The organism is Chryseobacterium sp. 22458 (assembly GCF_052044975.1).
GTDB lineage: Bacteria > Bacteroidota > Bacteroidia > Flavobacteriales > Weeksellaceae > Chryseobacterium.
The window spans coordinates 1,611,213-1,632,262 of the sequence record NZ_JBQEOA010000001.1 but is presented as its reverse complement, the minus strand read 5'-3'; the positions used below and the strand labels follow the sequence as shown (position 1 = coordinate 1,632,262).

At 38.0% G+C, this 21,050-nt stretch carries 14 protein-coding genes; 5 read left to right on the top strand and 9 right to left on the bottom strand.

Features of this window, described 5'->3' with window-relative positions:
- The first annotated feature begins 371 nt into the window (after nt 1-371).
- Nucleotides 372-1,094, top strand: a complete 723-nt coding sequence (locus ACTJJF_RS07260) for a sterol desaturase family protein (protein WP_440699200.1) — start codon at nt 372-374, stop codon at nt 1,092-1,094.
- 180 nt (nt 1,095-1,274) lie between these two features.
- Here ACTJJF_RS07260 and ACTJJF_RS07255 read toward each other — a convergent pair whose 3' ends face one another.
- Nucleotides 1,275-1,697 (bottom strand): MarR family winged helix-turn-helix transcriptional regulator, encoded by a 423-nt coding sequence (locus ACTJJF_RS07255; protein WP_440699199.1) that lies wholly within the window; start codon nt 1,695-1,697, stop codon nt 1,275-1,277.
- Between the two features lie 50 nt (nt 1,698-1,747).
- Here ACTJJF_RS07255 and ACTJJF_RS07250 point away from each other — a divergent pair, with 50 nt between their 5' ends.
- Complete coding sequence (locus ACTJJF_RS07250; RefSeq protein ID WP_440699198.1) at nt 1,748-3,997, top strand: ATP-binding cassette domain-containing protein; 2,250 nt, start codon at nt 1,748-1,750, stop codon at nt 3,995-3,997.
- Nucleotides 3,998-4,262: 265 nt separating this feature from the next.
- Here the strand turns inward: ACTJJF_RS07250 and ACTJJF_RS07245 are convergent, their stop codons facing one another.
- From ACTJJF_RS07245 to ACTJJF_RS07235, 3 genes are all read right to left on the bottom strand, one after another.
- Nucleotides 4,263-5,381, bottom strand: coding sequence for a DUF4236 domain-containing protein (locus ACTJJF_RS07245; RefSeq protein WP_440699197.1), 1,119 nt, complete (start codon nt 5,379-5,381; stop codon nt 4,263-4,265).
- Between the two features lie 89 nt (nt 5,382-5,470).
- Entirely contained in the window at nt 5,471-5,854 is a 384-nt protein-coding gene (locus ACTJJF_RS07240) for a hypothetical protein (protein ID WP_440699196.1), read from the bottom strand.
- 112 nt (nt 5,855-5,966) lie between these two features.
- The gene (locus tag ACTJJF_RS07235; RefSeq protein ID WP_440699195.1) at nt 5,967-6,500 is read right to left on the bottom strand and encodes a Crp/Fnr family transcriptional regulator; all 534 of its coding nucleotides are present in this window, start codon (nt 6,498-6,500) and stop codon (nt 5,967-5,969) included.
- 264 nt (nt 6,501-6,764) lie between these two features.
- On the opposite strand from ACTJJF_RS07235, the gene ACTJJF_RS07230 reads away from it, so the two are divergent.
- Entirely contained in the window at nt 6,765-7,364 is a 600-nt protein-coding gene (locus tag ACTJJF_RS07230) for a hypothetical protein (protein WP_312306074.1), read from the top strand.
- 68 nt (nt 7,365-7,432) lie between these two features.
- On the opposite strand, the gene ACTJJF_RS07225 is transcribed toward ACTJJF_RS07230, so the two are convergent.
- The 5 genes from ACTJJF_RS07225 to ACTJJF_RS07205 form a co-directional block, all read right to left on the bottom strand.
- On the bottom strand, nt 7,433-13,084 hold the full coding sequence (locus tag ACTJJF_RS07225) for a hypothetical protein (protein WP_440699194.1): 5,652 nt from the start codon (nt 13,082-13,084) through the stop codon (nt 7,433-7,435).
- Nucleotides 13,085-13,179: 95 nt separating this feature from the next.
- Complete coding sequence (locus ACTJJF_RS07220) at nt 13,180-14,037, bottom strand: tail fiber domain-containing protein (RefSeq protein WP_440699193.1); 858 nt, start codon at nt 14,035-14,037, stop codon at nt 13,180-13,182.
- Nucleotides 14,038-14,086: 49 nt separating this feature from the next.
- Nucleotides 14,087-14,620, bottom strand: coding sequence for a TetR/AcrR family transcriptional regulator (locus tag ACTJJF_RS07215; protein ID WP_440699192.1), 534 nt, complete (start codon nt 14,618-14,620; stop codon nt 14,087-14,089).
- Between the two features lie 222 nt (nt 14,621-14,842).
- On the bottom strand, nt 14,843-15,565 hold the full coding sequence (locus ACTJJF_RS07210; RefSeq protein ID WP_312306082.1) for a hypothetical protein: 723 nt from the start codon (nt 15,563-15,565) through the stop codon (nt 14,843-14,845).
- Nucleotides 15,566-15,715: 150 nt separating this feature from the next.
- The gene (locus tag ACTJJF_RS07205; RefSeq protein WP_312306084.1) at nt 15,716-16,597 is read right to left on the bottom strand and encodes a cupin-like domain-containing protein; all 882 of its coding nucleotides are present in this window, start codon (nt 16,595-16,597) and stop codon (nt 15,716-15,718) included.
- Between the two features lie 265 nt (nt 16,598-16,862).
- On the opposite strand from ACTJJF_RS07205, the gene ACTJJF_RS07200 reads away from it, so the two are divergent.
- Both ACTJJF_RS07200 and ACTJJF_RS07195 read left to right on the top strand, forming a co-directional pair.
- Nucleotides 16,863-18,164: an Ig-like domain-containing protein gene (locus tag ACTJJF_RS07200; RefSeq protein WP_440699191.1), complete on the top strand. Its 1,302-nt coding sequence runs from the start codon at nt 16,863-16,865 to the stop codon at nt 18,162-18,164.
- 123 nt (nt 18,165-18,287) lie between these two features.
- A complete protein-coding gene (locus tag ACTJJF_RS07195; protein WP_440699190.1) occupies nt 18,288-20,852 on the top strand; it encodes a M1 family metallopeptidase in 2,565 nt (854 codons plus the stop codon).
- Nucleotides 20,853-21,050: the final 198 nt, after the last annotated feature.

Here is a 21,050-nt window from a genome sequence, read left to right as displayed (position 1 = left end):
ACCATTAAGGAAAATGAAGGCTTTAAGATAAGTTAAGGTAAAAATCAAAGATTTTTTAAGGTGTAATTCTTAAAGCGAAGCTCTTCTTAATATTCTTATCTTCTTAATGGGTCTTAATGGTTCAGTAAAAAAAATAAAATTTATTTACAAATCAACACAGAATCTTTTGTAGTTATTATTGATTTCTTGCATATGATACACATTGTACAGATGTTTGTACATAAGAAATTCAGAGATTTTCAAAAATCAATTAATTGAATCAATTATTCTGGGAAAATTTTAATGTGTTTGACCTGGCCTGCCATTCTATGCTTCACTTGTTTTGTTTTTAAATTCATACATTTATAACTTCAAGTTGAGAGGAGGTATTTATGAATTATTATGCGTCAGATTTATCGGGATATTTACACCTGTTTTGGCAGTTTTCCTGGCCGCAGTGGCTGGTGTTCAGTCTTATCATCAATATTTTTCTTTATCTTTTTTCCATAGGATTGTATCTTTTTATAGACAAGACCTGTCGCAAAAAAACTTTGCAGGAAAAAGATCATCCTGTTACAAAATCTGATTTTCGCCTGAGCTTTCTTACCATTATCTGTAATAGTCTGGTCATGCTGATTGGTGTTTTTTTATGGAAAAACGGCTGGATTCAGCTGGGATCCGGACAGTTGGTAATAACAATTTTCCTTGAAGTGATTGTATTACTTCTTTTAATGGATCTTCTGATGTATTTTTTTCATTATGCAGCTCATTTACCCTTTGTGTACAAATTCCTGCACGGGAAACATCATGAGCATGTGAGTACCAATTACCTGAGTCTTTTTGTGCTTCATCCGTTAGAAACGATGGGTTTCGGGCTGATGATGCTGGTGTTGTTGATGAGCTATGATTTTTCTGTAATTTCAATTTCCATTTATCTGTTGATCAATCTGATATGGGGAACCATCGGCCATCTGAACAGAGAATTTTTTCCTGCTTCTTTCGACAGATTTTTTGTGGGGACAACAAGATTTCATAATCTGCACCATCAGGATGAAACCAAAAACTTTGGATTTTATACATCTCTCTGGGACAGGCTGTTTGGAACTTATAAGTAAGAATTATTTACACAGTCGCTTCATCCAATCAATTGAAAATCGATTTACTCTTAGCCCCTTAAAATTCAGCATGAACAAAGATAGACTTTGCGTTTGGAAAAAGTTATATGCTGGAATTATTTCTCACAGATTCTGCTGACTTCACAGATAAGCGGAATTATTTACACACTGCCTCATCCGTTAAAACCTGAGATGCCCTAAAATCTTACCCAACAGGTAATTAAATTGATCCAGTTCTTTCGGAGTTAGTACGGCAGAGGTTTGCCGGGTGATATTTTTCCGGAAGGTTTCTGAATTTTCGATGATAAACCGGCCCTTTTCCGTAACAGAAAGGTTAAATTTCCGGCGATCCGTTTCATCCTGTTTCTGAATAATAAGATCGTGACTGATTAAAAATTTCAGCTGCTTTGAAATGGCGGCCTGGCTTATATTAAAAGCTGCTGATATTTCTTTTCCCGTTGCGCCTTTTTTCCGGAGTATAAACTCAATAATATTATAATGAGCAGCTGTCACACCGTTAATATTCCCTCTGTTCATATGAGCCAGAATGAGGCACTGAAAATCAGTAAATGTGTTAAAAAATTCTTTTTCAATGGGTTTCATGAGAAATATACTTAACTTAGTTAATTATTAACAAAGGTAATCATTGTATCATGGAAAATATAAAAATTACGAATGCAAGGCAGAATAATCTTAAAAATATTTCCATAAATATTCCAAAAAATAAGATGGTTGTTTTTACGGGAGTATCGGGTTCGGGAAAATCATCTCTGGTATTTGAAACCATTGGCGCAGAAGCTCAGAGACAGATCAATGAAACTCAGAACAGTTTTGTAAGAAACAGACTGCAGCATTATGGTATACCGGATGTAGATAAAATTGAAAACCTCAATGTTCCTATTATCATCAATCAGAAAAGACTGGGGGGCAATGCCAGGTCTACAGTAGGAACGGCAGCAGATGTTTACGCCTCTCTGAGACTTTTGTTTTCAAGAATGGGAAAACCCTTTGTAGGATATTCCAATGTTTTTTCTTTCAACAATCCGCAGGGGATGTGCCCGGAATGTGAAGGATTGGGATTTATTCAGACTGTGAACATTACAACACTGATTGATAAGAATAAATCTTTAAACGAAGGAGCTGTACAATTTCCGACTTTTCAGCCTGGAGGATGGCGCTTAACAAGATATACTTTATCCGGTTATTTCGACAATGATAAAAAACTTAAAGATTTTACAGATAAAGAATGGGAAATACTTTTGTATGCAGAAGAGCATAAACCGAAACATCCTCATAAAGATTGGGGGAAGACTGTAAAATATGAAGGCATTATTCCAAGAATAGAAAAAGCATTCCTTAAAAAGGATTCAAAGGAAAATATAACAAGGAAAGATGCCCTCAAAAATGTTATCGTTACGAAAACCTGTCCATCCTGTCACGGAAAACGTCTTAATGAAAAAATATTATCCTGTACAATTAAAGGAAAAAGTATAGCAGACTGTACAGCACTTTCTATTGATGAATTGTCCGGATTTATCAATTCTTTAGAATCGAAAACCTATGAAGTAATCATTAAAGAACTTTCCGGAAAATTACAGAACATCATCAATATCGGATTGCAGTACCTGACATTGGACAGAAGTACCAATACACTTTCCGGAGGTGAGTCCCAACGTATAAAAATGGTCCGGAATCTGGGAAACAGCCTGGTAGATCTGCTCTATATTTTTGATGAGCCAAGCATTGGCCTTCACCCGAAAGATTTACAGAATATCATCAGCATCATTGAACAGATCAGGGACAAAGGAAATTCTGTACTGATTGTGGAACATGACCCTGATATTATCAAAACGGCAGACTGGGTGATTGATATAGGGCCCGGTTCCGGAAAAAACGGTGGCGAAGTAATATTTGAAGGAACATTTGATGAGCTGATGGGCTCCGAAGGAAAAACAGGATCTTATTTTGCACAGAAGCCCGTCATCAATAAGCAACCAAGGCCACACTCAGGTTATTTGGAAATCAGGAATGCAGATCTTCATAATTTAAAAAATATAAATGTAAGTATTCCAACCGGGGTGATGACAGTAGTAACCGGTGTGGCCGGTTCAGGGAAGAGCTCTTTGATCAATAGGGTTTTACCTATGTTTTATCCTGATGTTACTGTGATAGACCAGTCTATGTTTGCAGCCAGTGCCCGTTCCAATCTGCTCACCTATTTAAATATATCCGATACTGTACGTCAGCTTTTTGCCCATTCTAACCATGTTTCTGAGAAACTGTTCAGCAGAAACAGTGAAGGGGCCTGCAAAAATTGTAAAGGATTGGGGGTCGAAAGAATAGATCTTGCTTTTATGGATGATATTGAGCAGCCTTGCGAAGAATGTGGCGGTTCCGGATTTGACCCCAAGGTTTTAAAGTACAGATATAATCAAAAAACGATCGTAGAGGTAATGAATATGACCGTTTCGGAAGCCGTCTCTTTTTTTACGGATCAATCGGTCGTCAGGCATTTTGAGGTACTGATCAGATTAGGGCTGGATTACCTTACTTTGGGACAGCGTTTAGATAGCTTTTCCGGCGGAGAAAGACAACGGCTTAAATTAACCAGAGAGCTCAGACACAGCCATCAGACAATCATTCTGGATGAACCGAGCACAGGCCTGCATCCCAGTGATACCCGAAAGCTTTTATCTTTTTTCAACGAACTTACAGATCAGCATAATACCCTGATCGTTATAGAACATAATCTGGATATTATTGCCCAGGCAGACTGGATTATTGATATAGGACCGGGAGCAGGAAAATTTGGAGGTGAGGTTATGTTTGAAGGAACTCCGGAAGAACTGTTGAAGGATAAAGCCTCCTATACCGCCCGTTTTTTACGAAAACATCTGAAATAATCAACCATTAAGATTTGAAGATGATAGGGCAAATTCCTAAAAGAGAAGCTATTTAGCTATTCTTAAATTATTATCTTACCACTAAAATTCTCTTCACATCTTTCAGTAGACTCCATGGGAACAAAATTAAAAGTCTGTTTGGGAAAAGGTTTGAAGAGAAAATTAATGTTGTTTTTAAAGATTATTCATACTGGAATGGGAAGTGTTCGATCAAAGCAAAAAACTGTTTTCATGAATGCTTGAAAACAGTTTTAAGAAAGTGTTATCACCATCTGAATTCTAATTGAAAGGCTTCAAAAGCTTTACCAAATTCTTCTGTGAGTTCATAATTGCTGAATTCATATTCTTCCCTAAGTCCTGTCATCGTGGAAAGTCTGATATTGCCATAACGTACCACCGGGATCTGATAATTACTTTTGAATCGTTTATCTCGTGTTCCGTTTTTATTGACTTTAGCCCAGGTTTGACCAATGACTTTGGTATCCCGTGGAACAGTTGAGGTTTCAGTAAAACGGGTATACGTTTGTTGGAAATTCAGCTCATTGATTCCGATAATGGCAAAATTATTTTCATTGGTATACATTACAATAAATGTTGGATATATGTAAATGTCGGCCCCATTTGCATTTTTCATATACAATGCATAATAATCCGATTTTATATAAGGAATTGTTCGTAATGCAAAATGAACCTCTCTTCTGCTCACAATTGTGCTTGCAGAAGAACGCATTGCCACTCTGTCCTGAGAATAAGCACTTGTAATATCCCATATTTTATGAGAAGTAGCAAGCTTTTTGAAAGATTCGTAAACTTTTTCAAATTTTCTTTTAATATCAATGTCAAAATCAATGTCGAGATTTACATAACACTTCTCAATCATTTCTTTTGTTTGTTTAATAGCTTGTTGCTGAGCCTTGATATCCCGGTTTGAGTTTTGTGGAATCTCTTTTTTTATCAGCCCGTAAAGAAATACATAACTTAGAATTTTTTTCGCTTTTGTAGCAGAAAGAGTTCGGGTAATTTTTCTGAGATCGGAATTCAGATCTTTTTTTTGTTGCTGAGCCAAAATAATGGCTTCTTTAATGCCCTGCATATTTTGGCTTGTAATTTCATGGATATCAGCACTGAAAATATTCTCTTCAAAAAAATGAGTATAATTCACAGAAGGTTCAGGATTCAGAGGAATCGGATCAGGTCTTGATTGAATACCGGATAATTTATAACGGTTAGAAAATCCAAGTACATTGGTATTGAGAGTTGTACCAGATTTACTGAAGTTGATGCTGGCACCTTTTACTCCAATAGTGGTGGATATTCCTCTTTTACTAAAGTTCAGATGTACACCAGGAATTACTTTAATTCTCTTTCTGTAGCTCCACGCCATGATTATTTATTGTTTTATAGATTACCTGTCAAAATTAACAAGCAATACTATAATGTATTTACGGAAAACCGTAAACTAAAAATCTCTTTTTACATCTCAGATCCTAAATTTCTGGCATCATGAGTTCCTTCCAACAATAAAGTCAGTTCATCACATTGTATTATTTTTCCATCTGAAACAGTAAACTCTGCCAATACCTTATGAATAACAATACTGCCGTCCTTTAATACAGATCTTGCGATGTGTTTGGTGAAAATACTATTTTCGTTTTCAGCATAGCTGATGATCTCTATTTTCTGTTCGGAAACTTTGTCTTTAAGCTTTTTGATGTGCAGGACAAATTCATCATAGTTGAGCCGGGTATGATCTACCAGTTGCACATATTGTCTTGAAAAATACTTTTCAATCAATGTTTCGTCCAATACAGGGTTTTCTAAAATTCGGCTGAAAACCTGTTCGATAATATGTTTCATAATTTTTGTTTAATACAAAGCAAAATTACCTCTGCAGATTATGACTGAACGATAACAATTGTAAAGAAATATCAGGAAAATAAAATAGACAAAACATACTGAGGGATATAAATCACCTGCGGTTCCGGATTCTGCTTAGGGAAACACTGGTAATTCCCAGATAAGAAGCAATATAATGCTGAGGAAATCTGAGAAGAAGTTCCGGTCTTTTTTTTAGAAGATTGGCGTATCTTTCCTGAGGAGAATCTTTAATGAACGACATAAGTCTTGCAGTGATTTCGCTGAAACGTTTATAGAAAAGAATATTGAATTGCTGCTGAAATTCAGGTTTTTGCATCCATTCCCGGAAGATGGAGACCGGAATTTCATAGATAACTGAAGGCTCCAGGGTCTCAATTAAAAATTCACTGGCAGTTCCGTTTAAAAAGCTGTCAAAAGAAGCAACAGCCTGATTTTCCGTTATAAATTCCAGGGTAAGCTCACGCCCGTCCCTGTAAAAGTATTCCCGTAATGCTCCGTTTTTAACCATAAACATTTTGGTTGAGATCTGACCTTCATTAAGGAGTATGGTTTTTGCAGGATATTGTATTTCCTGAAATAAATGATCGGAAGTATTGAAGAAGGATTCTATATCTGATATTTGCATAGTGAGGAATGGGCGGTAAAGTTACTCAAACTTTTAAAGGTAACCGGCTGTTTCATGAATCGTTTTCTGTCATGGGTAGGCGAATAGAAGAAAATTCGTGCATTCGTGGCTATTATAAACAGAGGCGGGCTTTAGCTCGCCAAATTAATTTAAATATTCCATTGGCTTCAGCCAAAACTTAAAATTGTATATTGTTGCAGAGCATTTTTCAATAATTTTTCTCAATTTGCAGTAAAAAATACCAAAATTTATATTATTAATACTATGAATATATTTCCGGAAATTCTGTCAGATGAAAATGTTAAGGAAAGTCATACCGGTTTCAGCAATGCATTACTGAATCTTTCTTCAAAGCATATCAATCCTGAAAATTTTGAAACCTTGACCCGGATTTATAAATCCACGAAGCAAATTCATTATCGCAATAAGATATTGAAATTGCTTTATGATTTCCCCAATCCTGAACTTCAGCAGTTTTTCGAACAGGCTTACAAAAAAGAAAGATACCTTGATATGAAAATCTATGCCTTGAGAGGGCTGGCTCAGTTTTCTGATGAAAAAGAAATTGAAAAGCTGATCAGTAAGCTTAAACCTATTTTAGCAAAACGTGAAGAAACAACACCTTACAATTATCAGGAGTATGAATTACTGAGAGGTAAAAATGCTTTACCGTTTATGGTAGAAAAATATGGTTATGAGTGTTTTAAAGATTTGCTGAAGCAGGTGAATGAGCAATATGAAAGAATGCCGGATGCCTTTAAAGGTCATATAACAACCGGTGAATCCGGAGAGATTGTTTGTTTGAGACCTGCCAGCGAAAGTTCAGCGATGATCAGAGCATTTTTTGACCGGCAGAAAATATAAAACCGCATTGAAACAAGTCCAATGCGGTTCATAATGATCAGGTAGTTTTAATGAAATGCAGATCTTGTTTAGTCATTATCCACTCTGATCCACTTTCCGTTTTCCACTCCTTCATAGAAATGGTCATTGTGATAAATGACTGCTCCCTGAATATGTGTTTTGTTGGCCGGAAGAGTCAGCGTTTCAGGCAAAGCATCTCTATTACGGATCATATAGACTTCATTTCCTTCTTTTATTACAATTCCTGTTCCTGAGATTGGTCTTGTAACTCCTGCATCAGCCGGAGGGTTCAATACCGTTGCAGGATTCAATTCTGAAAGACGTCTTGCTCCCAAAGATGCCGTACATCCTCTGAGAACATGATCCATCAGCATCATTACTCCGGGAGTAGGGCATTCAGGATTGATATTCACTATGATCTCTTTATCGTTAATAACCATAGGGCAGGCATCTCCACTTGCAAATCTGATCCCTTTGAGACGGTAAACAAATGTTCCGGTCTGGTTTTTAGAATGCAGGATAATGGCTTCACCATTGGATGCTGAAGTAACCTCCTGATCCGGACCATTATTAATGGTATAGGTGAAAATATAGCTTTGTGCAAGAGATCCTTTAAACTTTACCTGTACGTCACCTGCAGGCTGCTTCACGGCACTCGTTACGGAAGATGCTGTATTATCAGCAGGTAATGCAACAGATGAAATCGTAAAATCTTCTGTAATGTTGCATCCATCCTGACTGTAGGTAACATTTACCCTGTAGGTTCCCGGCTGTGTGAAGGTAACCATACGGTCTGTGCTGATGGCTCCCTGGTTAGGACTATTTGTTTTGGTCCAGGTATATGCTGCATTGGTATCTGTCCCGAATAATGTGGAGGCATCATATGTTTTGGGAAATTCTGAAGCACAGAGGGTTTTATTTCCTCCGAAGCCCGCTGCCTGTACATTCGTAGGAACGATGGTAAGATTATTGGTATTTCCCAGATCCTGGCTGTTTCCGAAAGCATTTACAGGACGGGAAAAGTTCATATCTTTAATAGAGGCATAGAACATGGTATAGAGAGCTGCCGGATCAAGACTGATGGTATTCTGGCCTGCGATGGATCTTACTACGGAAATCCTGTTGCAAGGTGTTCCTGTCATAAAGAGATTTTCAGTTACCGTCTGATTATTATCAATCTGGTAAGACCCGGGATTGAAATACAGTGTTTTATATTTTCCGGCAGAAACAAGGGTACTTACCGAGCTTCCGGTAGTACTTCCCATGAAGGTCAGTTTATTAAAATTCCAGACTTTGGATCCGGTATTTACACTTCCGTCTTTCCATATCGTAAGATCCCCAAAGTTGAAGGAGTCTGGTGTAATGGTTGTAAAATATCCTACATTGGCTTTTGCATCAGCTGTATTCAGTATTATTGGGTTATTTCCGGAATTGATATAAAAATAAGGACTGTAGAAGCCATAAAAAGGAAGTGAAGCCATATAGTAATTAGCTGTGCCTGCACTGTTTGCTCTTGTTCCTGTAATCACAGATTGTCCGAAATCCACCACAGGATTATTATTGATGGTCTGATTCCAGCTGAAATTCAGCAGAGTAATAGGGTAGCTGTTGGTTTTGAAACCTGCAGTATTCGTAAAGTTCATATCTCCCTGATAAGTGCTTTTCAATTCAAAATAATCCTGAGCGTTGATGTTCAGATAAGTATAGGCTCCTTTGGTGTCAATATACCGTGTTCTTCCTGTTGAAGCTCCCTGAGCCATAATGATATTACGGGTAAGGCCGTAACTGCTTAACGGAACAATGATCTTAAGGTCACTCTGTAAGGTAAGGTTTCCATAAACCGTCAGATAGTAAGGATTACCGCCATCGGTACCAAAATCCATAACAGGTTGGCCTGTAGCATTGGTAAAAGTAACATTATTGGCTTTTGAAAGGCTGATTCCTTTAATGAATATCTTATTCAGAGCAGGAGTAAATCCTGAATTCTGATCAAAGAATACATTATCAGCAGATGTTGGAATATCACAGTTGGTAATACCAGGTCCGCCTGAATTTAATGACCAGTGTGAAGGATCTCTCCATTCTCCCTGTCCGCCAATCCAGTAAAGATTTCTAGGGGCCGAGGTTGTCATATCCGGGAAACTGATTCCTGTATTCCCTCCAAGATCCGTCCCTTTGGATGCCGTATAGGTTTGCCCTCCGGAGGAAGAAATCGCTTTAAACTGAACCCTGTCTATGGTGTAGTTGGAAGGGTTGGTGCCGTAATTCGGAAGTACAAGCGTTTTGGTCTGATTACTTGAAGAGGCAAAAGTCAGTCTGTCTATACAATCTCCAAGCATAATGAGTGAGTGATTGACCTGTAAATTGGCATCTAAGGCAATATGATTATTCTTTTCTACTGTAAGATTATTCACATTCATCGGGAATTTGAAGATCACCGAAGGATTAATTTTATCCAGTCTTGCAGCAGATGCAGAGCGGATCGTAAAATGATTGATCATTCCTCCTGGAAAGCTGAAGGCAATAGCCTGATCACCTGAGCCTGCCGTATTGGTAAACTCTATTTTTTCGAAATAATGATTCAGATTGTTGAAGATGATATCATTTCCCATACTGGTATACGGTTTAGCCAGTTTTAGGACACTGTTGGCAGTATTGGTTATCGGTAATGAAGTATTGACAGTAATTCCGGTATTGACGGTAAGATCAGCATTGTCCATCACCAGCTGGGTTCCGTTCAGTGTCATGGAGTTTAGGCTTATGACTGTGCCGCTTATATCCAATATATTTCCTGCAATATTGTTCTGGTTAATAACAGAATTGACAAGGTCGTACTGCGTCGTACCTCTGTTGATTTTCCATGTGGCATTTCCTGCAAAAGTAAACACAGAAGTTGCTCCGTTGGGAGTTATATTTTTGAGAGTACCCGCAGGTTTATTGGTATTTATGAAATTAAATCCGCTAAAATATCCGGCATCATAATATCCGGGGTGCAGAACAGTATTTCCGTTGACCAGTATTTTATAATAGTTGTTATAGCCTGTAAAATGAGACTTTGTATTGGCCGGAAGACCGCTGAATGTAATGTCATTTACAGAAACATCGCTATTCAGGGTGATCCCTGTAATATTCCCAGCCGGAAACCCTGAATACTGATCAAAAAATACATTATCATTGATCGTAGGGAGCCCGCAGTTGGATGCCAGTCTTGCACTTGACGGATCCAGAGACCAATGGCTGATATCGTTCCAGCTGCCGTTACCACCTTTCCAGTAAAAGTTTTTAGCTGTAGGAACGGTAAAATTGATCCCTGAATTATTTCCGCTGTCAATAGAATTATTTGCATTTACGGGTTTAGAGCCTGCAACAGGAGTCACATATCCGGCATTGATGCCCTTAATATTCATACGGTTGAGTTCAATAAAACCGGTTCCGTTAATATTGTTTCCGAGTATAAGATTATTTCCCCCCTGGCCTGTAAAATTAAGAACAAGATCACAATCTGCACGGTTATAAGCAAAACTGTCCGTTACAATCAATTTTGTAAAAGAATCAAACATGGTAATATTAGAACCAGTATTGATGGCTACATTACCGGCTTTATTGGTATAGTAAAATCTGATATCGCCGGCATTGATCTGGAATGTTCCGGTATTTATAAACTGTATATCTCCTATTGCCGTTCCTTCTTTATAGACCTTGCCAAAAAAGTGGTTGATATTTCCAAAGTTATTGTACCGCCCGTTATAATTGGTGGCATATATCGTGGAATTCGATGCGTTAATAGGCTGTTTGGTACTGATATTAAGGGTTGTGGCACGCAATAAAGCATTATCAATACTGACGATGTTTCCTCCCAGCCAGAATTCACCCGCTTTTATTTTCCTTCCATCTGCATACATCGTACCTGTGAGTGCATTATTGTCGAAATTAAGTGTGGCGGCAACCTCCAGATCATAAGGAGCAGAACTCGCTGATGGTAATAGGTAAAAATTATCATTTCCGGATATCGACAATTGATAAACCTTTTGCCCTTCAAAATTCATATATCGGTTTGTGACAGGATCATTAACGGTATACTTCTGTATATTGAATGTTGTATTGACACCCGTTGTCATATCTTTCTGAAGGTAAAGATTCCCGTATACAAAAGCTGTGGCATTGAAAACAGGATTGGAAGGAGCGTTGTTCCAGGTCATATTCCGTACAGAAACCCCGGCAGTGCCGTTTACAGTATTATTTCCTGTGCTGAAGCCGGAATCGGTGTTAAAAATCACATCATCATACATCGTAGGAACGCAGTTGGAAGAAGGGCCTCCCGAAGTGAATGACCAGTGCACGGGATCATTCCAGTTTCCTCCGCCACCTATCCAATAATACGTTTTCGGAGAGATTCCGGGATAGGTAATATTGCCGGTGTTGTTTCCTCCATTTATCCCGGCAGTTACGGAAGCGCCGCCTGTAAGTTTTACATTGGCAATATTGTACCCTGCAAAAGATGCGATCCCGTTTCCGTTGATGCTAGATGGAATAATAAGGTTAACAGGGTAGGTCATATCAGTTCCCCCGAATTTTGGAATAGCCCCATTACAGGCAGTATTGGCGGTAAGGCTTTGATTGATCTGGAAATAATTGGGGGCAGGATTGGCATTCTGTCGGAAATTATATTGTCCGCCATTAAGTATAAGATGATTAATATCAAACTGTTGAGCCTTAAAGATATGATTTCCTTTACCCAATGTAAGGTTATTAATTTCATACCGTATTCCTGAAAGATCAACCGTTCCGTCACCTACAGCCATATCATTGGCTTTGAATACATTGGCAGTAACAGAATAAGCATACATGTTGATCTTGTTGATAATAAATTCATTTCCGCCGATACTGCCGCCTGTGGTTCCGGTTCCCAGGATTTCATCAACTTTCAGTGAGTTACCCCCTGTTATCTGGACATATCCGGCAATTGCAGGCAATGCAATCTTTTTTATATCCTGTGTGGTCTGAACGGTCAGGTTTGAATAAGAAAGAGTGGCTTGGGTAAGATTGGCCGCAGCATTAAAAGTGGCAAGATTACCGGCCAGCGTTGAGGTCCCGAGCTTAGAAGCAGTGGTAGAACTGTATACAAACTGCTGGGAAGTAATGTTTTTATTATCAGTATCAAGAAAAGCACTTTCGCTGACATTAAACTGAAAATAACCGTTGCTGACAAAGTTCCTGACCAGTTTGAAGGTTCCGTTTCCTTTAAGATTAATAGAAGATGTGTAGTTGATATAGATATAATTAGGATCAATCAGATTATCCGGAATATCAATCAGATTAGGGGTTGAATTTGAACTGTCAGCGTACAGGTTCATGGTCATATTGTAAAGAGCTCCTGCATTGGATTTCCACTTCAGATTTCCATAGATATTGAAGATACTTCCTGCCGGGAAATTCACTTTTCCTGTAAATGAATCATCAATGATAAAGTCTTTGCAGGTTGCAGAAGAAGGAATCGTAAGGGTGACGGAACCACTTGCAGGAAATCCGCTTCCCGAATTGATGTATACATTATCATAGCGTGAAGGAATAATGGTGGCGGTCTGTCCTGATGACGAACCAATACGCCAGTGGTTGAGGTCGGTCCAGCTTCCGGCGCCGCCTACCCAGTAATAATTGTTCTGGGCAAAAAAACTCTTACCGATCAGCAAGACCAGTAGAATATATAATTTAAGTTTCATGTTCTTTGAATTACAAAATTGGTATGGACTGAGATTGTTATCTCAGCCTTAGCTACACTCAATAGAATCAGAATAGGATCTGAATTCCTGTTCCGTTATTTCGTTTTTTTCAGCAGCTGTATCTCTTTCTGTAATTCGGTGATTTTTTTATCCTGTTCCTGAACGGTATGTAATAATAAAGGAATCAGTTCATTATAATTAACGGATTTGTATCCTTCATTGTCTGTACTGACGATATTAGGTAATACTTTTTCAACTTCCTGGGCTATCAGACCGTACTGAAGCTGGGGATTTCCGCCTTTCATTTTTCCTTTTTCATTCCAGAAATAGGAGACAGGTCTCAGCTTGCCTAATAGTTCACCGGAAGAATAGATGGAGGTAATGTTTTGTTTTAGTCTTTCATCAGAATTATAATCTATAGCACTTGCTTTCACAGTTCCTGCCACATCAAGCTTTGCAGAAGCTGAAGGTGTAGTCCCGATCCCAACACTTCCACTTCCGGAAAAGACAAGGTTTTTACCATTCAGGTCCACATTTCTTTCAGCCAGTGGAGTAGTAATGCTTCCGTCTGCTGTGTAGATATTCGGGCTTACCATACCTTCCCAGTTGCTGCCGTTCCAGAAATAATAACCGGGTTGGGTGATCCTTGCAACTTTTGCTGTTGGAGCAGCAGGAGCAGCAGTGGCATAAATCATAAGAGATTCCGTGCCGGGCTGCATGTTTGCGGTCATAGTCTGGATCTGGTCACCTGTAAGGCGTGGGATCATCAGACCTTCTGCTGCGGCTGCACCGTCTGTTTTGGCTGTAATGTCCAGAGTGGCTTTAGGGTTGGGAGTATTGATGCCTATTCTACCGGCTTGGGAAAACATCATTGAGCTGATGGAGATGCTTCCGATAAGGCATAACCTGAATACTGCAGAATGTTCTTTCTGCAGGAAAATAGAGTTTTTCATAGTTTTTTTGATTGCTTTTTTTTCGGGTATATTAAACTCTTCCTTAGTGTTAAGAAGTTAAGAGTAGATTTTTTACGATTGTTTTAGAGGTTTCGATTAATTCATTGGACCGGTAAAGCTGGCTGGTTAATATGCAGCTTTCAAAGAGAAGATAAATATGATCTGATAAAAAAGGGTCTTTGAGATCCTGCATAAAGGCATCCCTCAATGTTTTTTTATGATTCCGGATCACATTGTGAATTTCTGTTTTTTCTCCTGGTATTTCAGATAATATATTCAGAAAGCTGCATCCTCTGAAATCTTCCTTTTCATTCATATAGATCAGAAAATCGAATGATTTAAGGAATTTTTCCTCAAGGGTCTGTGCTCCAGAGGTAAAACTTTCCAGCTCAGATACCCAATAAGCGTATCTTCTGTCAAGAAATTCGATACAAAGATCATCCTTTGACTTAAAGTGCTGGTAAAAACTTGCTTTCGATACTTCAGCATCTTCAATGATCTGATTGATGCCGGTACTGTTATAACCCTGTCTGTGAAACAGGACCATGGCGGTACTTAATATTCTTTCACGAGGCTTACGCATGGGCAAATGTTTTTTACAAATGTAAATAAAATATGAACAGACTGGTATGTTTGTTAATAAAATCTTAAAAATAATATTTTATTACTGTAAGATAAAATGATGTATAATAATTATGACAGGTTTTTTACTATCATAACAGGAGGTATTCCCGGCCGGAATTATTCTTATCTGATCGGTTTTAAAATGAGAAAACAGAATCAAGACCGAAGGAGATCATATTGATTATATAAAGCCTCTTGCGTAATAAAGCTGTATAAGGAAAAACAATAACGTAAAGAACCATACAACATACGGATGGTACCGGAAATTTTCTTTCAGGATATAATGCAGAGCCTTAAATAATTTTACCAGACCGATAGTGCTAATGATAAAGAAGACGGCGAGAACGATGAAGAAGATCAAATCTCTGGAACTGTAATTTTCTGAAGCCGAAACCTTTTCAAGGTGGTGCAGATAGGACTGTACATTCATGGTCTGCCCCAGAAACATGGTGGAAATGATCAGTATAAAAAATGGAGTGGAAGTGTATACGGTAGTATAGATAAATGAGAACAGTAATGTTCGAAATGTTGGTGAATTGATCTTTTCTTTTTTGTACCATAATAATACCACACTGAAGACAACAGCGGTAAAATTATTCATCAGGAATATAAATAAAGCTTTTTCTACCATACTCAGCCCCTTGATCCTGGAAATAAAGTTTTCTTCCCCGCTATAGTCCATAAGAAGAACGGAAACAATGACCGATGTATAAACAGAAAGCTTGATGGGAGACAGGTAATCATGAAAGCGTTCCGTTTCTTCTTTTTCCATTTCATGTACAGAGAGATCATAGCAGCGGTGAGGAGCCTGAAACAATTTGAAAACAGTCACGGGAACCAGCAGAATTTCAATGATGATCTGCAGGCAAAGCTTTTCAAAGCTGTCAATCAGTTTTTCGAACATATACAGAGTATTAGGGAACGGGTTCAATATGCAATTTAAAGAAATTTCAGATAGTATTTCAAAATTTAGTGTACGAATATTAGAAAGTACCACATAAAAAAATCAGAATAGAGATGATCTATCCTGATTCAAATATTTTGGTCTTTCTTATTATTTTGGAAGTCCTTTCTTTAGGGCAATATTGGCTTTTTCAACAGCTTTTCTTTCCTTCCAGTCCATGTATCTCTTTTTATACCTTCCTTTCATGAAATTATCAAAATTACGCTGAATGGCGAGATTCCAGAGGGAATGTGCTTTTACAGCCCAGCTTTTGTCCCAGGCACGCAGAGAAATGGAGAATGAACCATCCAGATATTTCATCCAGTGCCACCAGCCGGTTGGCATAAACAAGGTATCTCCATGTTCCAGGAAACACTCAATGCCCTCAATACCATCCAGTGCCGGGAATTTTTCAAAATCCGGATTGGCAATATCATAGTCCTCCAGTGCATAGGTTGCATAAGGAAGCTTATACAGACGGGTTTTCCATTTATATTCAAACAGAAGAACGTGTTTTCTGCCATTAAAATGAGTATGGAAAATATGAGGCATGTCAATATCATAATGCAGGAACGTTACTGAACCTTTACCTCCGAAAAACATACTCGGGTATTTGTCTAAAAAGCCTCCCATCAGATTTTTTGGCGGAACATAGTCGTCCAGCAATTTAGGGGCAAATTTAATAGGATCAAAGAAAAAAATTCTGAGGTCTGTAGGCTCTCTCTGAATAAGATCTACGTACTCGCTGAACTTCATTTTGGTTGTCGGAGTATTGATAGGAGCTGCAGGGTCAGCCTTGGCACTGTCATATAAAGGTACTTCTACATCTCCCACCACCTCTTTCATGTACTCCATTGTCCATTTTTGATACGCAGGCCAGTTTCTTGCCATATTTCTGATTACCACTGGCTTGCATGGCTTTAGATACTTTTCACGAAAATCTTCTTGCGAAATGTCATCTACAATATCAATAGGTTTAAGGAGTATTCCCATTCTTTTCAAATTATTATGCTAAAGTATTAAATATTTGTGAAAATTGATGAGAAGGATTTAAATTATTTGGAATTGATATAAATAAATAGATTTTACGAACTATATATTTGAACTGCTATATATTCATTGGCTTTTTACGAGAATGAATGTTTTAATATAATCATTAAAAAGGAATATGTTTAACTAAAAATAACAGGCTCTGCATAAGAAAGAACAGTTGTGAAATATGATAATTATATGTATACTTGCCAAGTTAAAAACAATCATGAAACGTAGCCTTACCATTATATTATCCCTTGTATTTGCAGGGATCTCCGCTCAAAATTCAAATACAATTTTTACTTCTGATATAGACAACTTCTGGAATGCCTATGACCAAATCAAAAAGAGTGATGATTTTTCTAAAAAGCTCAATCTGATCAATGAACTTTACATCAGCAAAGGAACCAAAGGACTTAAAGCATTTATGAAAGCCAGAGATTATAATGATTCCGCTTATGTAAAACTGATTGATGAATACCCTAAATTCTGGAATTCGGTAAGACCCAACACACTGACTATAAAACAGAAGAATGAAGCACTCAATAATGCTGTGGGACAATTAAAGCAAATCTATCCTGAACTGAAAGAAGCCGGGATGTACTTCACAATAGGAGCACTTGGAGCGGGAGGAACTACAGTTGAGAATATGGTATTGGTAGGAGCCGAAATCGGAACAGGAACTCCGGCTACAGATACTTCCGAATTTAAGGATGACTGGTTGAAAAATATTTTTGCAGCACAGTCTTTAGACAATATTGTATCATTAAACATTCATGAATATATCCATACCCAGCAGACCGGATATAGCAAAACCGTTTTGGGATCTTCCATTAAAGAAGGTTCCTGTGATTTTATTGCTGAACTGGCCATCCGGAAACCTTTGCAGACAAAATATCTGACTTACGGGAATGCGCATGCAGCCCAGGTCAAAGATCAGTTTAAAAAAGAAATGTTTACTGACAGGCTTTCAAACTGGCTGAATAATGGCAGGAAAAAAGGTGAAAGTGCAGAGTTGGGATATTATATAGGGTATGAGATCTGTAAATCCTATTACCAGAATTCAAAAGATAAAAAACAGGCGGTAAAAGATATTATTGAGCTGAATTATAGTGATGAAAAAGCTGTAGAGGAATTCCTGAAGAAATCCAGATTTTTCAAAGAAAAGATAGATAAAGTAAAGCTGATCAAGGAATACAATGACAGTCTGCTTACCGTGGTAAAAACAGATCCTGAAAACGGAGCTGTCAATATAAATCCGGATACCAAAGAGATCAAAATCACTTTTTCAAAAGAAATCATCCCGAATAAATATTCTATAAGCCTTTCAGACAAAGGAAAAGAGAACTTCCCCATTACGAAAATAATTGGTTTGGTGAATAATGATAAGACCCTGGTCCTGTCAATGGATCTGAAGCCCGGTAAGGAGTATGAATTTGTTCTCACCAATAAAACTTTTGAGTCTAAAGACGGCTATCCGATGAAAGATGAAAAATTCATTGTGAAATTTAAAACAAAGTCTCAGTAATTTATTAGGCAAATGGTTTTAAGCATCGTGCCATTTGCTGTTACGAGCTTTTAAAGTGAATTTAAAGAGTTTTCAAAGGTAACAATCAGTGTAGAATTCCGATTCTATTCTTATATTTGATCTATGAAAACAGGTTTACTCGCATTATCTTTTGCCATTGTGAGCAGCGGATACCTTGCACAGATGAAATCACTGCCCAAACTGGAATCCGGGGTTTCTTATGAATTGGCTCAGTTTAGAAAAAGCTTATTAAGCGATATCAAATACCAGCTCGATCTGAAGATTCCTGAAAGTAAATCAGAAAGAATCTCAGGGACGGAAATCCTGTCTTTCAATTATAAAAAACAAAATGAGGCGCCATTACTGATCGATTTCAAAGAAGAGGCCGCTTCAATGGTATCAGTGACTGTAAACGGGCAGGTAACAAAGCCTGTATTTAAAAATGAACATATCATCATTGATGCCCAATACCTGAAATCAGGATTGAATCAGGTTCATTTTACCTTTCTTGCAGGAAATGGAGCTCTGAACAGAAGGGAAGGCTATCTGTATACTTTATTCGTTCCGGACCGTGCCCGGACGATGTTCCCGTGTTTTGATCAGCCCAACCTGAAAGCCAACTATTCTTTAACCTTAACGATTCCTGAGAAATGGAACGCCATTGCCAATGGAAAACTTAAAGAAACCCGGCAACAGAAAGGAACAAAAACCCTTTATTTTGAAACATCAGATTTAATCCCTACCTATTTATTTTCCTTTGCAGCCGGAGATTTTAAAGTTTTTGCCGACAAAATTGACAAGCAGGATTCAAGAATTTTATACCGTGAAACAGATTCTGCAAAGATCAAAAACAGCATGGATTCCATTTTTACGTTGTACAGGAATTCTCTTGATTATTTTGAAAAATGGACCGGGATTCCGCATCCCTTTCAAAAGCATGGAATGGTAGCCGTACCGGATTTTCAGTTTGGCGGAATGGAACATCCGGGAGCAATCCTGTTTCAGAACTCCACCTTATTTCTGGATAAAAATGCTACCCAGAATCAGCTTAACAACCGTTCCAATCTTATAGCGCATGAAGTGGCCCATCTCTGGTTCGGGGATATGGTTACCATGGATTGGTTTAATGATGTCTGGATGAAGGAAGTTTTTGCCAACTTTATGGCAGATAAAAGTACAGGAGCGGCTTCGGATAAAAGTGTTTATGACCTTAAGTTTCTTACCACACACTTTCCTGCCGCCTATTCTGTAGACCGTACCCTGGGAGCTAATCCGATCAGACAGGTGCTGGATAATCTGCAAAATGCAGGTATGATGTATGGACCAATTATTTACAGCAAAGCACCTATTATGATGCGTCAGCTGGAATTACTGACCGGAGAGGAGAATTTCAGAAAGGGAATAGAGGAATATCTTAAAAAATATGCCTTCAGTAACGCCACCTGGCCGGATCTTATCGATATTCTGGACCGCCGTACCGAAGAAGACCTCCAAAGCTGGAATAAAGTATGGGTCAATGACCCGGGAAGACCTGTGGTAGAATATAAAGTGAAGTATAAAGGAGATAAAATCGAAAATTTTACAGTTTCCCAGCATCCGGAATATGGAAAAGAACAAAAAAACTGGCCGCAGGAATTTCAGATCAGCTTATTCTATCCCGACAATGTTGAAAAAATAGACGTAAAGTTGTCTGGAATGCAGAAAGAACTTCCTGAACTGAAAGGAAAAGCGAAACCTCTTTTTATTCTGCAGAATTCTTCGGGGATCGGATATGGCGTATTTGCCATTGATAAAACGGCCATGTCAAACTTTTCATTGATCAAAGATCCTGTAAACCGTGCGAGTGCCTATATTTCGATATATGAAAATATGTTGGGAGGAAGGTCGGCAACACCGGAAGAAGCATTGCACTTTTTTGCGGAACAGCTGCAAAAAGAAGCCACAGAACTGAATATTCGTCTCATAGCCGGTTATATTTCCACAATCTATTGGGAGTTTTTACCGGAAAGTAAAAGACTGAAAATATCTGAAGATTTAGAAAATACCGTATGGCAGGCATTACAAATCCAAACTGCAAAGAATAATAAGAAAATTCTGTTTGACTGTTATCAGGGAATTTTTCAGTCCCAGCAGGCATACAATAATCTGTACAAGATCTGGGAATCAAAAACAACGCCTCAGGATGTTTCCCTGAATGATGAAGATTTCACCAATCTTGCTCTTGCTTTATCATTGCGCAATAAGGATAATAAAGAATTGTTACAGAAACAGCTTGACAGAATTACGAATACGGACAGGATCAATCGTTTTAAGATCATTATGAAAGCAGCTTCATCAGATCAGAAAACCCGTGATGAATTCTTTAATGGTTTGATACAGAGAGAGAACAGGGCTAATGAGTCCGCTGTGGTAGCAGCTTTAGGATATTTACACCATCCGCTGAGGCAGCAGACTTCTATACATTACCTTCCGGAAAGTTTAGAATTATTACAGGAAATCCAGAAAACAGGAGCAATCTTTTTCCCGGACAACTGGCTTCGGTCCACATTCGGAAATTATCAGGATCCGAAAGCCCTGGAAGCAGTCAATCAGTTCCTTATGAAAAATCCGGATTACAATCCCATTCTTAAAAATAAAATACTACAGGCAACCGATAACCTGAAGAGAGCTCAGATATTGATAAAATAAAACAGTTGTGTAGAAATCAGCGACAATCCTGAAATTTAGATTTAAATCAGGATCTTTATTTTAGGGAAAAATTGAAATAACTATGTAGCTATGTGGTTAAAAATATTAAACCACATAGTTACATAATTTATAATTTTTTCTACTTTTTATGGTTGTGTTTGACGTTGCTATAGCCAGGTAGGGTTTTCAATTTTTGTG